Annotated in this window: 13 protein-coding genes and 3 pseudogenes; 7 read left to right on the forward strand and 9 right to left on the reverse strand. The window is 61.1% G+C overall.

The genetic code is table 11. The features are described from left to right. Positions 1–667 precede the first annotated feature (667 nt). Positions 668–2,416: a cholesterol oxidase substrate-binding domain-containing protein gene (locus tag AC5LXX_RS33285; protein ID WP_493413482.1), complete on the forward strand. Its 1,749-nt coding sequence runs from the start codon at positions 668–670 to the stop codon at positions 2,414–2,416. A gap of 52 nt (positions 2,417–2,468) precedes the next feature. On the opposite strand, the pseudogene AC5LXX_RS33290 reads toward AC5LXX_RS33285, so the two are convergent. Together AC5LXX_RS33290 and AC5LXX_RS33295 are read right to left on the reverse strand one after the other, a co-directional pair. Further along, a pseudogene (locus tag AC5LXX_RS33290) lies at positions 2,469–2,612 on the reverse strand (IS3 family transposase); the annotation flags it as partial. A 148-nt stretch (positions 2,613–2,760) separates the two neighbouring features. After that, positions 2,761–3,480 carry an autoinducer binding domain-containing protein gene (locus tag AC5LXX_RS33295; RefSeq protein ID WP_493413483.1) on the reverse strand — a complete coding sequence of 240 codons (720 nt, stop codon included), beginning with the start codon at positions 3,478–3,480 and terminating at the stop codon, positions 2,761–2,763. 121 nt (positions 3,481–3,601) lie between these two features. Between AC5LXX_RS33295 and AC5LXX_RS33300 the strand changes: the two are divergent. Both AC5LXX_RS33300 and cqsA read left to right on the forward strand, forming a co-directional pair. Then, positions 3,602–3,757, forward strand: a pseudogene (locus tag AC5LXX_RS33300) (IS110 family transposase); the annotation flags it as partial. A 236-nt stretch (positions 3,758–3,993) separates the two neighbouring features. Further along, complete coding sequence (gene cqsA, locus AC5LXX_RS33305; RefSeq protein ID WP_493413484.1) at positions 3,994–5,325, forward strand: alpha-hydroxyketone-type quorum-sensing autoinducer synthase; 1,332 nt, start codon at positions 3,994–3,996, stop codon at positions 5,323–5,325. Positions 5,326–5,354: 29 nt separating this feature from the next. Here cqsA and AC5LXX_RS33310 read toward each other — a convergent pair whose 3' ends face one another. The 3 genes and pseudogenes from AC5LXX_RS33310 to AC5LXX_RS33320 form a co-directional block, all read right to left on the reverse strand. Next, on the reverse strand, positions 5,355–6,374 hold the full coding sequence (locus tag AC5LXX_RS33310; protein WP_493413485.1) for a response regulator: 1,020 nt from the start codon (positions 6,372–6,374) through the stop codon (positions 5,355–5,357). A gap of 5 nt (positions 6,375–6,379) precedes the next feature. Continuing rightward, complete coding sequence (locus tag AC5LXX_RS33315; protein WP_493413486.1) at positions 6,380–7,750, reverse strand: sensor histidine kinase; 1,371 nt, start codon at positions 7,748–7,750, stop codon at positions 6,380–6,382. Between the two features lie 404 nt (positions 7,751–8,154). After that, positions 8,155–8,569: pseudogene (locus AC5LXX_RS33320) on the reverse strand (IS30 family transposase); the annotation flags it as partial. Positions 8,570–9,121: 552 nt separating this feature from the next. Here AC5LXX_RS33320 and AC5LXX_RS33325 point away from each other — a divergent pair. From AC5LXX_RS33325 to AC5LXX_RS33335, 3 genes are all read left to right on the forward strand, one after another. Further along, entirely contained in the window at positions 9,122–10,819 is a 1,698-nt protein-coding gene (locus AC5LXX_RS33325) for a M4 family metallopeptidase (protein ID WP_493413487.1), read from the forward strand. A 226-nt stretch (positions 10,820–11,045) separates the two neighbouring features. Further along, the gene (locus tag AC5LXX_RS33330) at positions 11,046–11,432 is read left to right on the forward strand and encodes an FAD-dependent oxidoreductase (RefSeq protein WP_493414329.1); all 387 of its coding nucleotides are present in this window, start codon (positions 11,046–11,048) and stop codon (positions 11,430–11,432) included. Then, positions 11,350–12,192, forward strand: coding sequence for a hypothetical protein (locus AC5LXX_RS33335; RefSeq protein WP_493413488.1), 843 nt, complete (start codon positions 11,350–11,352; stop codon positions 12,190–12,192). Before AC5LXX_RS33330 ends, AC5LXX_RS33335 begins: the two co-directional genes overlap by 83 nt. Positions 12,193–12,377: 185 nt before the next feature. On the opposite strand, the gene AC5LXX_RS33340 is transcribed toward AC5LXX_RS33335, so the two are convergent. Both AC5LXX_RS33340 and AC5LXX_RS33345 read right to left on the reverse strand, forming a co-directional pair. Continuing rightward, a complete protein-coding gene (locus AC5LXX_RS33340) occupies positions 12,378–13,967 on the reverse strand; it encodes a tetratricopeptide repeat protein (protein WP_493413489.1) in 1,590 nt (529 codons plus the stop codon). Between the two features lie 119 nt (positions 13,968–14,086). After that, a complete protein-coding gene (locus AC5LXX_RS33345) occupies positions 14,087–15,349 on the reverse strand; it encodes a glycosyltransferase family 9 protein (protein ID WP_493413490.1) in 1,263 nt (420 codons plus the stop codon). 143 nt (positions 15,350–15,492) lie between these two features. Between AC5LXX_RS33345 and AC5LXX_RS33350 the strand changes: the two genes are divergently transcribed. Then, the gene (locus tag AC5LXX_RS33350; protein ID WP_493413491.1) at positions 15,493–16,047 is read left to right on the forward strand and encodes a hypothetical protein; all 555 of its coding nucleotides are present in this window, start codon (positions 15,493–15,495) and stop codon (positions 16,045–16,047) included. An 86-nt stretch (positions 16,048–16,133) separates the two neighbouring features. Here the strand turns inward: AC5LXX_RS33350 and AC5LXX_RS33355 are convergent, their stop codons facing one another. Both AC5LXX_RS33355 and AC5LXX_RS33360 read right to left on the reverse strand, forming a co-directional pair. Next, the gene (locus tag AC5LXX_RS33355; protein WP_493413492.1) at positions 16,134–17,132 is read right to left on the reverse strand and encodes an ABC transporter substrate-binding protein; all 999 of its coding nucleotides are present in this window, start codon (positions 17,130–17,132) and stop codon (positions 16,134–16,136) included. Between the two features lie 42 nt (positions 17,133–17,174). Next, a complete protein-coding gene (locus AC5LXX_RS33360; protein WP_493413493.1) occupies positions 17,175–17,519 on the reverse strand; it encodes a DUF3088 domain-containing protein in 345 nt (114 codons plus the stop codon). Positions 17,520–17,854: the final 335 nt, after the last annotated feature.

The raw sequence follows: 17,854 nt of genomic DNA on the forward strand, positions 1-17,854 counted from the left end.
ATGGGCCGAAAACCTTGGAAAATCACGAATTTTTGGTCGATTGCTTCACGTCATTCAACGATTGCTTCAATCCGCCGTGCCGCCGGACGTGGGCGCCAGACGGCCGCCAGCCGTGGATTCACTCATTCGCGCCAGCACGAATGGACGACACGGACAGCATTTCCGATGAATATGACATCGTCATTGCATGGAGCACACCGGAAACAGTCTCCTTGAATATTATCTCAAATGAAATAATCCAAATCAGGTGGTTGAGTTTACCACCAACCCAAAACTTTATTCCAGCACCAAATCAATTGCCGCAGCCAAGACAAATTGCTAACCTTTGCTCGCCGCAATCACGGAACCATTTACATATTTGAAATCATTTCAAAATTTATTCAACCATCCAAAAACGTGAAAACGACACCCTGAAAATACGTCATTATCCGGTGCGCGCCTGAAATAGCGTCAGCACACCCGCGCCGGCCGAGTTTCTCCGCAGCCATCCCGTCATGAATGAATCACCACGGTGACACGCCGCGGGATATTCGCGATGCATCGCTTCAAATTCCGGTCAATCAACGCGCGATTCGTCATGTGCATCCATTCCGCTGAAACGGCGCCATCCGCAATCGCCACGCGTTGCCTTCGATCCTCAAAACAATTCCAAGCATTGGAGCAGAGCATGAATCACGATTTCCGAGACGAACCCACGCCGCGTCGCGCGTTCCTCGCCGACATGGCCAAGCTCGCGGCGGCCGGCGTCGTTGCCGGCTGGACGCCGATCTACCAGGTCGCCGCGCACGCGGCGTCGGCCAGCGCGACGCCGCCCGGCTTCCCGGCCGACATCCCGCTCTACAAGCAGGCCTTCCAGAACTGGAGCGGCGAGATCGTCGTGCAGGACGTGTGGACCGCCGCGCCGCGCTCCGCCAACGACGTCGTCGCGACGGTCAACTGGGCGCGCGCCAACGGCTACCGGGTGCGCGCGCGAGGCCACATGCACAACTGGTCGCCGCTGACGCTCGATCCGGGCGCCGCCCCCGCCAACGTCGTGCTGCTCGACACGACGCAATCGCTGACCGCGGTGTCCGTCGATACGTCGGCGCGCCCGGCGCGCGTCACCGCGCAAACGGGCATCTCGCTGGAAACGCTGCTCGCGAAGCTCGAGGATTACGGGCTCGGCTTCGTCGCCGTGCCCGCGCCGGGCGACATCACGCTCGGCGGCGCGCTCGCGATCGACGCACACGGCACCGCCGCGCCCGCGGTCGGCGAAACCCTGCAGCCCGGCCACACCTACGGTTCGCTCAGCAACCTGGTGCTCGCGCTGACCGCGGTCGTGTTCGATCCCGCCAGCCGGCAATACGTGTTGCGCACGTTCCAGCGCAGCGATCCCGACATGGGCGCGTTCCTCACGCACATCGGCCGGGCATTCGTCGTCGAGGTCACGCTGATGGTCGGCCCGAACCAGCGGCTGCGCTGCCAGAGCCGCATCGACATTCCGGCATCCGAACTGTTTTCGGCCAACGCCGGACAGGGCCGCACCGTCGCGTCGTTCCTCGATCGGGCGGGCCGGCTCGAGGCGATCTGGTTCCCGTTCACAACGTGCCCGTGGCTCAAGGTCTGGACCCCGACGCCCAGCAAGCCGCTGCTGTCACGCCCCGTCACGCAGCCGTACAACTACCCGTTCTCCGATTCGATTCCGCAATCGCTGTCGGATCTCGTCAAGCGGATCATCATCGGCGGCGAAGGCGCGCTGACACCGCTGTTCGGCCAGACGCAATATGCGATCACGACCGCCGGCCTCGCCCTCACGCTCAGCGCGGACATCTGGGGCTGGTCGCGCACCGTGCTGCAGTACATTCGTCCGACGACGCTGCGCGTCACCGCGAACGGTTATGCGGTGCTCGCGCGGCGCGCCGACGTGCAGCGCGTGGTCAGCGAGTTCGTCCAGTTCTATCAGAACCGGATCGACGCGTACAAGGCGCGCGGCGAATATCCGATAAACGGTCCCGTCGAGATCCGCATCACGGGGCTCGACAAGCCCGCCGATGCAGGCGCCGGCGCGGCGGTCGCCACGCTGTCCGCGCTCAAGCCGCGGCCCGACCACCCGGAATGGGACATCGCGGTCTGGTTCGACATCCTGACGCTGCCGGGCACGCCGGCCGCCGACCACTTCTATCGCGAAATCGAGCAGTGGATGCTGTCGAACTACAGCGGCGCGTATGCGACGGTGCGTCCCGAATGGTCGAAGGGCTGGGCCTACACCGACACCGCCGCATGGCAGGACGACACGATGCTCGCCACCACGATCCCGAATCTGCAAAGCGCGGGGCAGCCTGCCGCGAGCAACTGGGATGCGGCGCGCGAGACGCTCGCGCGCTACGACCCGCAGCGGGTCTTCAGTTCGCCACTGCTGGATCGGTTGATGCCGTAGCGGGAACGGTAGACGGAGGCGCTGCGCGACCCGGTTCGGTTCGGCAGGGTCGCAGCGCCTGCGGTGTACCGCCGGTCGCCGGCACAATTGATTCGACCGCCGCCCACATCGACGGATGTTCGCTACGCTGCTCGCGTACCAGGCGCACTGCGCGCTCCCGGACCGCCGGGGAAAATCTGGTTGCCTTCTTGTTCATGGCTGGATTTTCTCGAGAATCCGAGCCTCCACAAGATCCGGGGCGGTTCAGTCTTATGCCTGCCCGCTAGTTTGAGTGGGTGACCGTGTCCGGCGATTGACGAGGCTGCTCCAGTCGCACCGTTCGGCACCCAAGCGCCTCGCCTCCATCAGAACACATCGATGAGCCCCGCCGAGACACCCTTGACGACCGCCTGCACCTTGTTGGTCGCGCCAAGTTTCATGAGGACGTTGTTGACGTGAAAAGTCACCGTTCGCTCCGAGATGCCAAGGATCTGACCGATCTCGCATGCCGTCTTGCCTTCGGCGGTCCAGCACAGCACTTCGCGTTCGCGCGCCGTCAGCGCGACGCTTGCCGCTGGCGCGAGCTTCGGCACCATGAAGCCGCTCATCAGCGAATGTGACAGGTTCGCGAGCCAGTGGATCTGCAGCGTGAGCATGTTGATTTCGGCAGGCGTGAGGCGATCCGCATGGCGCGCGATGCTCAGCAGGCCGAACACGCCGCGCGCGGCCCAACTCGACTGCGCGACGCCGACCGACAACCCGGCCTCGTGCGCATCTTCCCACAGCGGGCCTGGCGCGATCTTGTCGACGTCCGGCCAGACGATCATGTTGGTGGTAAGCGCGCCATCGCGGACCGTCGAATCGATCTTGATGTAGTTTTGCGCCTGATAGTGCGCCATCCAGCCGTCCGGATAGGTGTCGAAGATCGCGACGGTCGATTTCGACACGGGTAGCGGCACCCGGATTCCGTAACAGCAGTACTCGAAGCCCAGGCACTTCGAATACGCGGCGATCCGCTGGAAGAGCTGCTGCTCATTTTCCGCAGCATTGAATTGATGGTAGGCGTCCTGCCAGCGCAGTTCCATTGGTTCTCCGACTCACTCGCCTATCGAGGCGAACTTCCATCCACAGCGGCAACAAGGTGCTCATGCATGCCTTGCGCCTCTTCACGGCGTTAATGGAATGGACGCCCCTCTCCACCAACCAGCCTTGCGAGCGCACATCTCACGGGCTTATTACGCGCGCAAGATCCACCAAGGGCGACGCCACGACCAAGTGCTCATCGCGCTGGCACGGCCGCGCAGCGACGCCTTGTTCGCCACGCCGCGCGACGGTACCACATATCAACCCAAGTCGGCCCCCTACGACTTGACGAACAACATGGGCCCCTCGGCAATTGTCGACGAATCCGGCACGGCGATCGCCAAGCCTGACTGCGTCACATAAATATTCCAGATACTCGTCGAACAATATTTTTCAGTCCATCACTTTCTTATACGAAGGATGAGTAGTTTTTTTAATGGCATGAATTTTACGATTCAGAAAGGATAGAGGGCACCACCTAGTCAAGAGTATCGTAAATTTTATATGAAAAGCAGGTGGCTCATTATGCAGCGCTGCACAACCGTGCAGTTGACCATAAGGAGCTTAAAGTGTACGAACATTACGAAGGGAAATCCAAGTCGAACGTCGGTGGAGTATCGCTTCCGGCATTCGTGGCCGAGCGTGTCACACGCTATTATCGCGAACGCGTCCAAGGGAACTGGAACGGTGGCCATATCATGCGAGGACGTATGCCTGGCCCAGACGCATTGCATTTGTCGAGCAACGATTATTTGTCGATTGCCCGTCACCCCGATATCCTCGAATCGATGTGCGCAAGCATAAAGGCGGAGGGCAATGGAATGTTGATGTCTGGCATATTTCTGCACGGCGCATGTCCCTTGCTTGAGCTCGAAGACAGGTTCGCCCGTTTCATGCGCTCGGAATCAGCCATTCTTTGTCAATCCGGCTATGCAGCGAATACCGGCTTGCTTCAGTCAATCGCTTCCACTGAAACGCCCGTATACCTCGACATGATGGCCCATATGTCGCTATGGGAAGGCGTGCAAAGCTCAGGCGCGAAAGCGGTCGCCTTTTCCCATAACGATGTCGACCATCTCGTGCGGCAAATCCGTCGACACGGACCTGGCATCGTAGTCGTCGACTCGATTTACAGCACGAACGGCAGCGTTTGTCCGTTGGCCGACGTCGTCGACGTGGCAACCACGGCCGGCTGCGTGATTGTCGTCGACGAATCACATTCGCTTGGCACGCATGGGCCGGATGGCGCAGGGCTCGTCGTCGAGTTGGGGCTGACGGATCATGTGCACTTCCGCACGGCGAGTCTCGCAAAAGCGTTCGCTGGCCGCGCGGGTGTGATCAGTTGCTCGAGCCGATTTCAGGAATACTTCAAATTCGAATCGCGTCCGGCGATCTTTAGTTCGACATTGCTTCCGCATGAGGCCGCCGCCCTGGAGGCCACGATCCTCGTGATCGAAAAGGAAACGTGGCGGCGCACGCAGGTCGCGGAAAATGCACGGTACCTGCGCGAGCAACTCACGCGACTCGGTTATAACCTTAACGGAAGTCAAACTCAAATCATCGCACTCGAGTCCGGCACGGAGCAACGAACGATCAAACTACGCGACGCGCTCGAATCGCATGGCATTTTCGGGTCGGTCTTCTGTGCGCCTGCCACGGCGAAAAACCGCGCGCTAATTCGTCTGTCCATCCATGCCGGACTGACGCACGACGAGTTGCGGCGGATCGCCCAAGCCTGCGAAGCGATTCGCGATGAGGTTGAGCTCGATGACTGGCCGTCAACACGGCGGATGTACGCCAGCACAGCCACGATCGACCGGATAGAGGTCATGCGGCAAGCAGTGTAAGCAACGCGTCATCGCATAGCCCCGGGGATTCACGCCCGTGAATCCCCTTTCACATCTATATGTTGATCAAGGCGCTCGAGATAGTCGTCGTAGGAAACGACGGAACCCAGCTCGAGGCCAGGCGGATTCTTGATGACGCTGCACGTGTAGACTTGCTGGCCTCGCACGACCGTCGCGGAATGCATGTACGGCTGCCACGACGTGCACTCGACCGGATAGTACCCCTCCGAATCGGGAAAGTAAGGCGCATGACGACCATTGTCGAGCTCGGCGAGAAACGCGGCGGGCGCGCCACGCTCGACGGCGATTTCGCGGGTCGCGCGCAGCGCCTCCTCGGTATGCACGAGTAGCAGATAAGGCGTACCTGCACTATCGAGCATCACGAGCCCCGTCGGGCGCGTTGACAGGTAATGCTCGACAACGCCGAGCTCGCGGAAGATTTCCGACGCTTTTGCAGCGAATGCTGGATCAACCAGAAACCGGTACTCGGACAAGCCGAGCGCTTCGATGACCGTGCGTTGCGTCTGGTGCAGATACGCGCGCTTCAGCTCGTCGATTGCTTCATTGAGGACGGAAACGGCGTGAACGTCCTGTTTGCGAATGAACCGGTCAATGAGGCCTTCGTTGAAGCTCTTGACGGCCAACTGTTCATTGGCCTTCCCAGTAAGAATGATCTTCTTGATGGCCGGATTGGCGATGCGCCGGCAGATTTCCAGGCCGTTCATGCCTGGCATGTCATAGTCGACGACGACAACCGACGTCCGCTCGAATCGCCGCGCGTTGTGCATTTGGCGTCGGATCGCGTCGATCCGAATTGCGATCACCTCGTGGGCGTCACTCTGTTCCGTCCGATCGTGATAGCGGCAGAGGAAGTCTTCGGCGGCGAGCGGCTGGATCGCTTCGTCGTTGATAACGCTGATCGCGCGCTCTGCCGAATGGAAGAAGCGAAATGCCAATTGTGTGTCGAGCTGCAAGCTCAGATTGGCGAGAAAGGATGCACTGTCGTCAATGAAGCCGACCGTGGTCGGGAATGCGAAGGGTTCGATCATGATCATTAGGCCAACGGAAAGGTCAGTACAAACTGTGTATACGCGTTCTTCGTCGACGTGCACTCGATCGTTCCACCCATTGCCCGCATAACATCACGACAGAAGGCCAATCCGATCCCGGCGCCGAGCGAGACGTCATCGTTGATCACCGAAGAGGTGTAAAAGCGCGTAAAGATGTGAGGCAGCGCGTCGGGCTCGATACCCGACCCGTTATCACGAAACACGAGACGGTTCGTCTGCTCCGAGGTGGTGAGCCGAATCGAAATGTTGCCATTGTCGATGCCGCTCAACGAGCGCAGCGCGTTTTTGATGAGATTGAACAGCACGTGTACTATCAGAGTCTCCGAGCCTTGAAACTCGAAGTCGTCACCGAGATCACAGCGGATTTGGTCGCGCTCGACTCCGCGGAGCGGGTAGCGATGCAGGGTCGTTTCAACGCAGCGCGCGATTGAGCAGCGCTCGGGCCTTTGATTGAAGCCGCCGGTAAAACGCGCATTGACGAGTAACATGTCGATGACCGAATTCGACAGCAAAGCCTCTTGTTCGATCCGTTCAAGTACGCCTTGCATCGACGATAGATGCGCAACGCGGATTTTCGGAATGTGAAGGCCGCTGCGCTGCGCGAGGTCGTAGCTGGCGAGAAGCTGAGGCAGAAAGCGGCTTAGTCCCGCTGCGCCGGCACGGATCGCCAGGAGCGGCGTGCGAAGCTCATGCGCGACGCTGCCCGCGGTGGCGACCATCGCGCGCTCTTGCTCGAATCGAATGCGTGCAGTGTCGTAGTTGGCCACGGCACCGATGAGGATTGCGAACGCAAGGATAGCGAGATGCGCTAAATGAGGCGTGCCGAGATGAACTGGAGCCGTAGTCAGGCAATACGCGACGACGGCCAAGCTGACGCCCGCGACGAAGCTGAGTAGCAGCATGAGCCAATCAAGCAGCAGCACCGCCACGAACGCGGCGATCAAGGTGCTCTCGACCCAAACCTGCGAGCCGTCATTTTTCAACAACATGAACGTGAAGAAAAATGGTAGGGCATAGAGAATAACGGCGTACCAATAGTAGGGCAGAAACCCGCGCGCGGCAGCCGGCCATCGGTGATGAAACAAGACGGGCAGAAAGAGTATCGATCCGATGAGCCGCAGCGATAGATTCTCGTAGCGTTGCGGAAAGACTTCGTGCCAGATGTAGTAATAGAGCGGAAAGCCGATAATGGCGACGATCGCGAACGGACGCAGGCGTCCCTCGACATATTGCATATTGCGCAATGCTGGTTCAAACGCATTGTTGATGCTGCGTTGCAGCAAATTGCTTCGGCGTTGAACGTGCATGCTGCTTCTCTCTCCAAAATTGTGTTTTTGATTTGCCTTCAGCCCCATTCGATCCTCGTCGAAATTTGAATTCAGGCATTGGCAAATATACCCGCCTCCCGCAGTTCCCTCGCCAGCATGCTATCAAAAAAGCATCGCCACAAACGCCCCTCGCGGCTGATTAGTCGGAACCGGCAGAGCTTCTGCTTCGTCCGACGAGTGTTGTTGCCGATTGATTTTAGACACCAGCGGCGCTTTTACCCTTCGATCCATTTTAGCGCGGGTATCTCGACGGCCTACAGGTTACGCCACGGTCCCGGCGAATGCCAAGCTGTGTGATGATTAACACGCTCGGATGGACTCGAACCGGCAGCTTCCCGGTGCGGATTCAACCCGTCGATGCGACGAATTGATGAAAGCGCTCAGGCGGTGTATCGAAGTCTAGCGTCCTTCGAGGACGCTCATTGAGCCACCTGCCTGAGCTTGCTTGCCACGACCTGGGCGAGTTCCCGGTTCCTGACGAGCTTGCAGACTTGGGGGCGACGGGCTCGCTCCCACGCAAGTTCGTCAGCATTGTTCGCCCGATAGCCCTGCATACCGCCGTTCCGCTTGAGCTCGCGGCTAATGGTGGACGGAGCACGTGCGAGCCGAATCGCCAGCAACCACTGAGCGCGAGATCTCCTCCCGCTAGGCAGTGGGCAGTGCCAAGCTCGAACGGCACCGTTGCTTTGGCTGTATGCCGCCCATTTCGGCCGGAATCCCTTGTATCGAGGAATGGTTCCGATCAAATAGCTGGGCGATCTGCTGCAGCGATTCGCCCTTGCGCCAGCACTCCCGCACTAACGCCTTCTGGCTGTCTGTATCGTAGATCCGCCGCCTCTGTTTCATTGCAACACTCCTTGCTGCTATGCAGCCTCAGGCGTGTTGCATCGATGGGTTGAATCCGCACTCGATCCCGGCCAGTACCAAGCCGCGATCGATCCTCTGCGACTGTCTCGAAAGACGTTTACCGCGAGCCTGACGCCCCGCCATCACAAAGCAAAAATATCGTCGGCATTATTGATTTTTACGAAACACACCAAATCAAAGCAATTCAAATCAGTATTCAATGAATGAAATTCCAATCCTCCCTTTAACTCTGCCTCGCGTCGCCATCTCGCTCTCGCCCGTTCTTCGCTGGGTTTCATGAAGTGCATCAATCCCTCTGAATCGACACGATTTCATCAATATCTTCGGCGAAGCCGACGCAATTATTTCAAATTTCTCACCAAATCATGACTTGATTGGTGCCGAAGACATGGGAAATTAATATCTTTATAAATATCTTGTAATTATACAAACCACCCTCTAGCATGCCTCTGCTGTTCGCGACATGTCTTATATCGAAGTCTTCACTTGATTCATTCCTCGAACAAACCCATTCATAATCTGGGGAATTACATGAAGAAACTGTCTCGACTGCTGCCCATCACCGCGATTACCGTCGCGAGTCTCAGTGCTTTTGCCCAGGCCGGCGACCAGTCGGCCGCGGTCGACAAGGCGCTGCAACTGATCCAGCAGAACCCGTCCGCCTTCAGCCTCGCCTTCGGCGGCACTGCACGGACGTTGAAGTTCGCAGGGCCGCAAGCGAACGCACCGGCGGATGGCGATCAGTTCCAGGTACGCGACGTGATCGTCGATCCCGACGGCACCGAGCACGTGCGCTTCGATCGCTTCTACGCGGGCCTGCCCGTGATCGGTGGCGACGTCGTCGTCCATTCGAGCAAGGGGCAGTTGAAGCAAGCCAGCCTGACCCAGCTCGCACCGATCAATCTCGCCGCCACGATCGGCAAGGTCGGGAACCGCTCGGTGGTACGCAACGCACCCGACGTCGGCGCGGTCAAGGCCAGACGCATCGCGGCCGCGCGTTTCGACTCGGACGTACGCCGCGTCGATGACGCGGAGCTCGTCGTGTTCGCACGCGATGCCGCACCGGTTCTGGCCTACGCGGTGCGCGTCTATGGCAAGGCAACCGATGCGCACGGCGATGCGGTGCTGTACTACGTCGACGCGCGCACCGGCACCGTGCTCGACGCGCAGGACCTGATCAAGACTGCCGCTGCGACCGGCACCGGCCGCTCGCTGTACTACGGCAACCTGTCGCTCACTACGGACCAGACCGGCACGAACGCGTACCGCATGCTCGATCCGAGCCGCGGCAGCGGTTCGGTCTACGATGGTCGCGGCCTGAGCTCGGACGATGTCGAGCAGGCGACCGACCTGCCGATCTTCACGAGCAGCACGAACGTGTGGGGCAACAACACGACGACCGACCGGCAGACCGTCGCCGCGGATATCGACTATGGCCTGGCATTGACTTGGGACTACTACAAGACGACGCACAACCGCAACGGCATCTTCAACGACGGCCGCGGCGTGAAGAGCTACGCTCACGTGGTATTCAACACCGGCAGCGGCACGACCGGCGCGAATGCGGCATGGCTGTCGTCGCATGTGATGGTGTATGGCGACGGCGATCCGGGCACCCGCCTGCCGAAACCGGTCGTTTCGGTCGATGTCGCCGGGCACGAGATGAGCCACGGCGTGACCGAGGCCACCGCCAACCTGAACTATTCGGGTGACGCGGGCGGCCTGAACGAATCGACGTCCGACATTTTCGGCACGCTCGTGAAGTACTACGCGAACAACCCGAACGATCCCGGCAACTACGTGATCGGCGCACGTGTGGTGAGCGGCGGCCTGCGCAAGATGTACAAGCAGGATCTCGACGGCCGGTCGTTCAGCTGTTACCCGTCCGGCGGCTTCTCATGGTCGAATCCGCGCCACGATCCGCACTTCACGTCGGGCGTCGGCAATCGCTTCTTCTACCTGTTGTCGGAAGGCCCGGCGGTACCGTCGACCGACACCGGCCTGTCGCGGACGCAACTGGTCTGCAACGGCGATACGACCTTCAGCGGCCTGGGACGCGAAAAGGCCGGCAAGATCTGGTACCGGACGCTGACCGTATACCTGAACGCCAACTCGAGCTACCCGAACGCGCGACGTGCGTCGATCCAGGCGGCGAACGACCTGTATGGCGCGAACTCGGCGGAAAGCGCGACGGTCGCGCGTGCCTGGAGTGCGGTCGGGGTGAACTGACGGCGCGTGTGTGAGCCCGTCCAACGCCTGGTGATCGCGTAGCAGTACTTCGCTCCGGAGGAAGGTAATCCGAACGAGGTCACGCGACGCTCGGGCGAATGACGGACCGGTGTCGATCAACCGCCTGCGATTTTCAGGCGGTTGATCGGCAGACATTGCTCCTTGGGCGGATTGACATCCACAGGGTCGTGCTCGGTCGCGCCGGCTGCAATGCCGCCCTTCCCTCATTTGCCGCCATGTCTCACCGCGTCGCCGCATTCATTGGGCCGGCACCGAGACGGCGACTGAATGCATCGGCTACTTCGAGGGCGCGCTGGAGTATGGGATCCGGGCGGCCGATGAGGTAATCCAGGCATTGCGCTGCCTCCTCCGCACGCATCCCGGCATCTTCTGGTTCACGCCGTGCTGGCAGCGTGCCGACAACGCGTTATATTCTCGTCCGAGGCAGGACGACGCGCTCGCATCCGCGGAAGGCGTCCCGCCGTCGCCGCATTCTCCGACGCGTTTGCTCACCCAGCGAGAACAAATAGATGGACCACGCGCAATACTTCAACCAGAGCTCGATCCAGGCCGCGAATCTTCGTCTGCACTATCTGTCGCAGTTGCTGCGTGAACAAACGGGTTCGATCGTCCAGTACGGCATTCTTCGCGGCTATCCGATCGGCTTCAGTCACTGGGCGGAGGTCGCGGTCGGCGGCTACCTGCTCGGCACCTATGAAATCGCGGTGTGCGCGATTCTGGAAGCGCTCGGCTCGCCCGACAAGGTGCTGGTCGACCTCGGGGCTGCCGACGGGATCTTCGGCATCGGCCTGGTGCGGAACAACGTCTTTGCCCGCAGCCTGTGCTTCGAGATGGACGACCAGCGTCGCCTGGCCATCCAGCACCGCGCCGCGGAGATGGGGCTGGCGGATCGCGTCGCCGTCTACGGCAAGGCCGATCGCAACCTGCCGGCGATACTCTCGGAGCATGGTGGCGCCCCGGCTGACCGGGTCGTCCTGTGCGATATCGAGGGCGCGGAGTTCGACCTGTTCGACGATACGCTGCTGGAACAGCTCTCCGGCAGCCACGTGATCATCGAAATTCACGACTTTCTGCTGTCCGACCCGGAGCAAGCCGCACGCGCATTCGACGAACTGAGCCAGCGAGCGAGCCGGCACTTCCACGTGTACGAGATCCGCGACGGATTGCGGGACATTCGCAATATCCCGTTGCTGCGCCACTGGTCGGACTGGGATGCCTGGCTGATGTGCGTCGAGGCGCGTTACCGGATGATGCGGTGGCTCTGGCTCGAGCCGAAAAGCGGGCCGCGACGCGCCGACCAGGATATCGATCACCTGATCCTCGACTACCAACGCCGGATCTTCGCCGCCTGACGCATGCGTGCGGTGCAATAACGCGTAGTCCGGGTTTTGCATCAGTCCGGCTGCATTATTTGCGCGCGCAATCAATTATCACGAGGTAATGAAGGTCGCTTCATCGCCATGCGACAGCAGGACGAATCAATTTATCGACCTTCGCACGCATCGCTCGCGACGAATGCGACGCGCCGTGTTGCCCGTCAATCGGCTCCACGCAGGACACCGCGTTGCGATTCCAGCGCGTCGCGCACAGCCTCGGTGACACTCCGCCAGTTGCCGGGGGTCGCCTGACGAAAGACACGAATGTGCGGATACCAGGGCCCCGTGTCGCCGCGCGCGCCCCAGCGCCACTCCGGCGCGCCGAGCATGACCCACGCCGGTAGCCCCAGCGCGCCGGCCAGGTGCACGGGCGCAGAGCAGATCGAGATGGTCAGGTCCAGCGATGCCGCAAATACAGCCGTGTCGTAAAGATCGTTCCATTCATCCGATCGATTCAGAATCGACAGTCCGCTGCGAGACACGAAATCCGGCTCGAGCGGATGCTTCTGAAGCACGAACCAGTCGACGTTTTCAATCTCGGCCAACGGCCGGAGATCTTCCGGCGCAAGACTGCGAGCGCGCCCCGCAAAGTAATTCGGCGACGTGTCCCAGCACAAACCGATCCGCAGCCGATCGGATGCCCGGCGGCGGTCGGCCCGCGCCTTGTCGACATCCGGGGCCTTCAGCTTGATATAGCCGTCCCGATAGGTCGGCACCTCGCCTTCGATCGCACCCAGTCTCGCAGGCAACAAGTTCTCGAATATCCAGTAATCGTAGTCGCCCCAGGTCTCGATGGGCCAGGCGCTCAAGAGCTCGTCGACACCGTCGAGGTCGTGCAGAAGCTGCATCAGCTCCGGTTTGACGCAGAGCGTGACATGGGCGCCCGCTGCCCTCAGGGTTCGAGCGTAGCGTGCGTACATCAGGCAATCGCCGAGGCCGAGATGGCTGATCACCAGCAGGCGCTTGCCCGCGAGAGGCTGTCCGCGCCACAAACGATCGTGATGGATGGTCAATACGCCGGGGCCGCTGCCGAGCGGCACAAGATCCGCGAGCATTTCGTAGCGACGCCAGCCTGCTTTCGTGTCACCCAGCAACAAGAGCAGATTCGCCAGCGGAAAAAGAACATCGCCTCGGTAGGGATCCTGTTCGGCGGCCCGATACAGATAGCCCAGGCTTTCCTCCAGGCGGCCCAGCAGGTAGAGAGAGATGCCGCACTGCACCAGCGTACCGAGATCCGCCGGGTACTGTTCCAGGATGGCGCGGGCGATCTGGACGGCACCTTCGTGATCGTCGAGGAATCGATGGCGCGCCCTCAATACGATCCCCGGATCGCCGGATTCGGCCGCCTTCGCGCCATGCAGGCGCGCAGCATCGAAGTCGAGCACCTGAAAACTCGCGTCGGCCAGCATCAGATGCAACTCGGCATTCGATGGAAACGCGTCCACGCCCGCTTTCAGGCTGGCGATGGCAGCGGCGCGATCGTTCAGGTGATTGAAACAGATCAGCGCCTTGTCTTGCCATGGCATGGTCGATACAGGCGTCGCAGCGATGGCGCGATCGCAGGCTTCGAGTGCTTTTCCGGTGTGCCCCAAGCGCAGCAGTGCATCCACGTAGGGGCGAAAAACGGTATCGCTATCGGGATATTTTTCGAAGAGAACCCGGAAAAGATCCGCTGCCCGGTCGAACTGCCCGACCGCCTCTGCGTCGCGAGCCTGCGAGGCAACGCTATTGAATTCCTCATCAAACGACATCCGTGCCCCGGTCATCAATCACAAAAAAAAAGAGACAGTCTTGATATGGCGGCCATTTTGCTTGGACAACGAACAGTTGCCAACGTCGACGAGTCCGCTATGGTCGAAAGCGGCCGCGCCTACCAGATTGCATCGTCGCCGGACAACGCATCTGCCATCTCCGATATCGGCTTGCTCCAGTCGCCCAATGTGGCTTGTCGATACAACTGCATGGACCTGTACCACGGTGTATCGCGATGGCTGTTGTACCAGCGCTCATCGCAGGCAGCCGACAACAACACCCATACCGGCCGTCCGAGTGCGCCAGCGAGGTGGGCCGGTCCGGTGTCCACCGTAATCAATAGATCCAGCGCATTGAAGACGACGGCGGTGTCGCCGAGATCGCTCAATTCGTCACTAATGACACCAATGCCGTGCTTATTGAGCACTGCATGTTCATTGTCGGTAAGCGGGCCGAACTGCAGCGCGTGGAAGCGGCTCTCCGGCGCGCTGAACAATGACGAAAGTTGCTCCAGGGAGATGGATCGGTAGGGTTCGTGGCGCACCGCGGTGTTGCTGCGCCAGATCAGGCCGATCTCGCGAACCCCCTGGCGTCGATTCCTGAAAATGTCGGCAACACGGGGCGGCAATGCTCGGCCGGCCGGCGCCTGCACGTACGAACCGCTGTAGCCCGGAAAGTATGGCGTCGTCTGATATCGGGCAAAGAGGTCGAAGGTACAGATGATGCAATCGCTCTGGTCGATTGCACTGCGGGCGTCCGCAACGATCGTGATCCAGTCCACGGCGGAAAATACCGGCGCCAGCGTGTCCGGTGCCTGCAAGACGACAGCCAGCGCACCTTCATCCCGCAAGAGATGCAAGTACCGGGAAAACATGATCACGTCACCCAGCCCCCCTTCCTGAATGATGAGGACGCGCTTGCCCGCGACCGATTCGTCGAATCGCAGCAACTTGCCGACGACCTTCTCGTACTCGATGGTATTGCCCGGATAGATATTCGAAACGATAGCGGCCCGCCCCCATGCATCGCGTAGCCGTCGGCTCAGGGCGTGGGCTTCACGAAAGCGACCTTGAGCATATTGCGAAATCGCGAGCTCAACCCTCAGGACCTTGAGGTCGGGTTCGTGGTGAAGCTCGCCGAGGGCCTGGGTCAGCAGCGTTTCGGCCTGCGCGAAAAGGCCGAGATAGTTCATGTCGATGCCGATCTGCGCGCGCAAGAATGGTTCTTCGACTCGATCCGCGAGCTCTTTCACCACGCGAATTGCTTCCTCCGCGTGACCCGAGAGTCTGAGCGCGCGACTCAGCGCGAGTCCGGCGCTTGCGGACTTTTCCCGGAGGTAGGCGTTGTATGCACTGTCGAGCCCGATTTGGTCGCCGATCAATTTAACCCCGCATGATTTACTGTTTGCCCGGTTTCCGTTCTGATTCGGGCATCGTTGGCACTGCAACGGGTGCGTCAATGCGGTGTCGATTTCAGCGACATATCTTGCTCGTCGGTCGCACCGGCGCTGCCCACGGCAACACGATGCCCGATTATTACCACGGCGCGGTATCCCGATGTGGGATAAAAGCACGCCACTCCGCCGAACATTTGTTAAATAGCTTGAATGACCGACAACCGGCCGGCAATTTGCCTTACCATCCGGCCGTCATCCTCGCTGATGCCGAGCACGGTCGACCGGCCGCAGGCAACGGCCACGGTATTTTCTTTCGGGCGCCCGAGCCGGGCGCCGATTTTATTCGCACGCCAGGACCGATCATGTTCCAGTCCCCGGGAGATTCATTCGTCAGCGGCTCGTTGCTCGGCCTGTGCGTCGAGGTGCCGCTTGCCGCGCTGGTTTCGCTGGCGATGCACGGTGTCGACTGGAACGGGCAGCGCATCGCAATGCTCGTCGCCACGCCCGTGCTGATAGCGTGCATCGCGCTGCTCAGCCGCCCGGTGGCATTCAGCACGATCTGGAAGCACAAGCGCTCGCCTTTCGTGCTCGACGACAATGTTCGCGCATCGATTTACGGCCGGCTCAGCGGAATCGCGCTCGGGCTGGTATTCGGCATCATGGTCGCGACGACGTTCTCCTGATCCCGCCAGGCCGTATCGCTCGGCACTGTCCGCGTCGAGCCTGAAGCATCGCCCCGTTCACGGGGGCATCGTCCTGCGGCACCGACTTACCCTGCCGCAACCACCGAATTGAACGACGTATCCCACAACGGCGCGACGTTGGCCGGCCCGTCGAGCACGCCGATCCGGGTGAACACATCGGCGACCTGTTGATGCTGCGCGACCACGTCGGGCGTCACCGGCAGTAGCGCAAAGTCTTCGCTGCGCTGGTCGAACATCGTGACGAGATCGGCAGCCGGCACGCGCGTCTCGCGGTTCTGCGCGAGCGCGTAGTCGCGGAAATGCCCGTTCGCCCACGCATACGCATGCCGGAACCGCAGCAGCAGATCGCCGGTGGCCGCTCGACGGCGCGCGTCGTCGAGCGTGCGGGGATTCGCATACACGGGGAAATTGCCCGACAGATAGCCCTTCCCCGTCTTCAGCACGCGCGCGCCGTAGCGATTGCGCGCGAGCTGGCCGTTGTAGCCGTAGATCGCCCACGCGTCGATGTCGCCGCGATCGTATGCGGACAGCCCGTCGGTCGGCGACAGGTTGATCGGCTGGATATCGTCGAAACCGAGGCCAGCCTCCGTCAGCTGGCGATACAGGAAATAGTGCGACGTCGTCGCGCGCACGTAACCGACGCGCTTGCCCTTCAGGTCCGCGATGGTGCGGATCGGCGTGTCCTTGCGCGCGAGCGTGACCTGGTTGTTCAGGTCTTCGCGCACGCGCGAAATGAACCGCACGTCGGCTTTCTGGCGCGCGGCGAATACCGCGGGTATTTCGCTACCCGAACCGATATCGAGCGCGTCTGCATTGAGCGCCTCGATATGCAGCACGCCATTGTTCAGCTCGCGCCAGTCGATCCGGTACGGCGTATCGCCGAGCCCGGCCGCCTGCAGCAGCGCGCGCCAGCCGCCTTTGTAGGTCGCGACGCGCAACGTCGTGCCGGCGAGATCGGTGTTGACGGCCGGCGCCGCGAACGCGGACCTCCCGGCCAGGGGCGCCGCCACGGCCGCGGCGCCGGCGAGCAGCAGGCGGCGGCGTGCCACCGAGATTGACGACATCGGATGCTCCTGTCGATCGAATGAGTCGTTGGAATCGTCGCGTCAATGCAGCGCCGGAAACCCGTGGCGTTCGGCCAGCAGTTCGAGGATCCGGCGCGCGTCGGTGACGAAGCGCACGTCGCCGAGCGTCTGCGCGTCGTCCGGCGCCGGCTGGTCGCGACCGAGTACGAGGACCGGCAGGCCCTGGTGCGCATCGTCGAGCGCGTCGATCACCGCGGGCCGCGGCCGGTCGAAGCCGACGCGTTTCACGTCGAGGCGGCCGGTACGATCGGGCGCGCTCGCCAGCAGCCCTTCGATCGACAGTCCGTGCGGACAGACGAAGCGTTGGCCCGGATGCTTCGGATCGGCAAAGCCCGGTTCCAGCAGAAACAGCACATCGCGACTCATGTCAAACGGCTCCTGTATTCGTTGATCCATCCAACCGGGATGAACGCGCACATGCGTGCGCTGCATGCGTGCGCTGCGGTTCCCGGCGCATGCCGGCCCGCGACCGGATGCCAGACTCTACCGTCACGCGCCGGGCGGCCCTACCAACGTTTTGCGGAATCGATATGCGCGCACGCTTAGCGCATCGGTGGTTCGCCGCACAGTGCGGCGTTGCGTAAAAACATCGCGAGCGCGGCCGCCTGCGATGCGGACATCGAACGATTTCATCGATCGATATGACGGCGTGCACGGGTTCGAGGCGCCCGGCGTACGCCGTTCAATCGATGCATTCGCCG

The sequence above is a fragment of the Burkholderia torrens genome, from assembly GCF_984668525.1.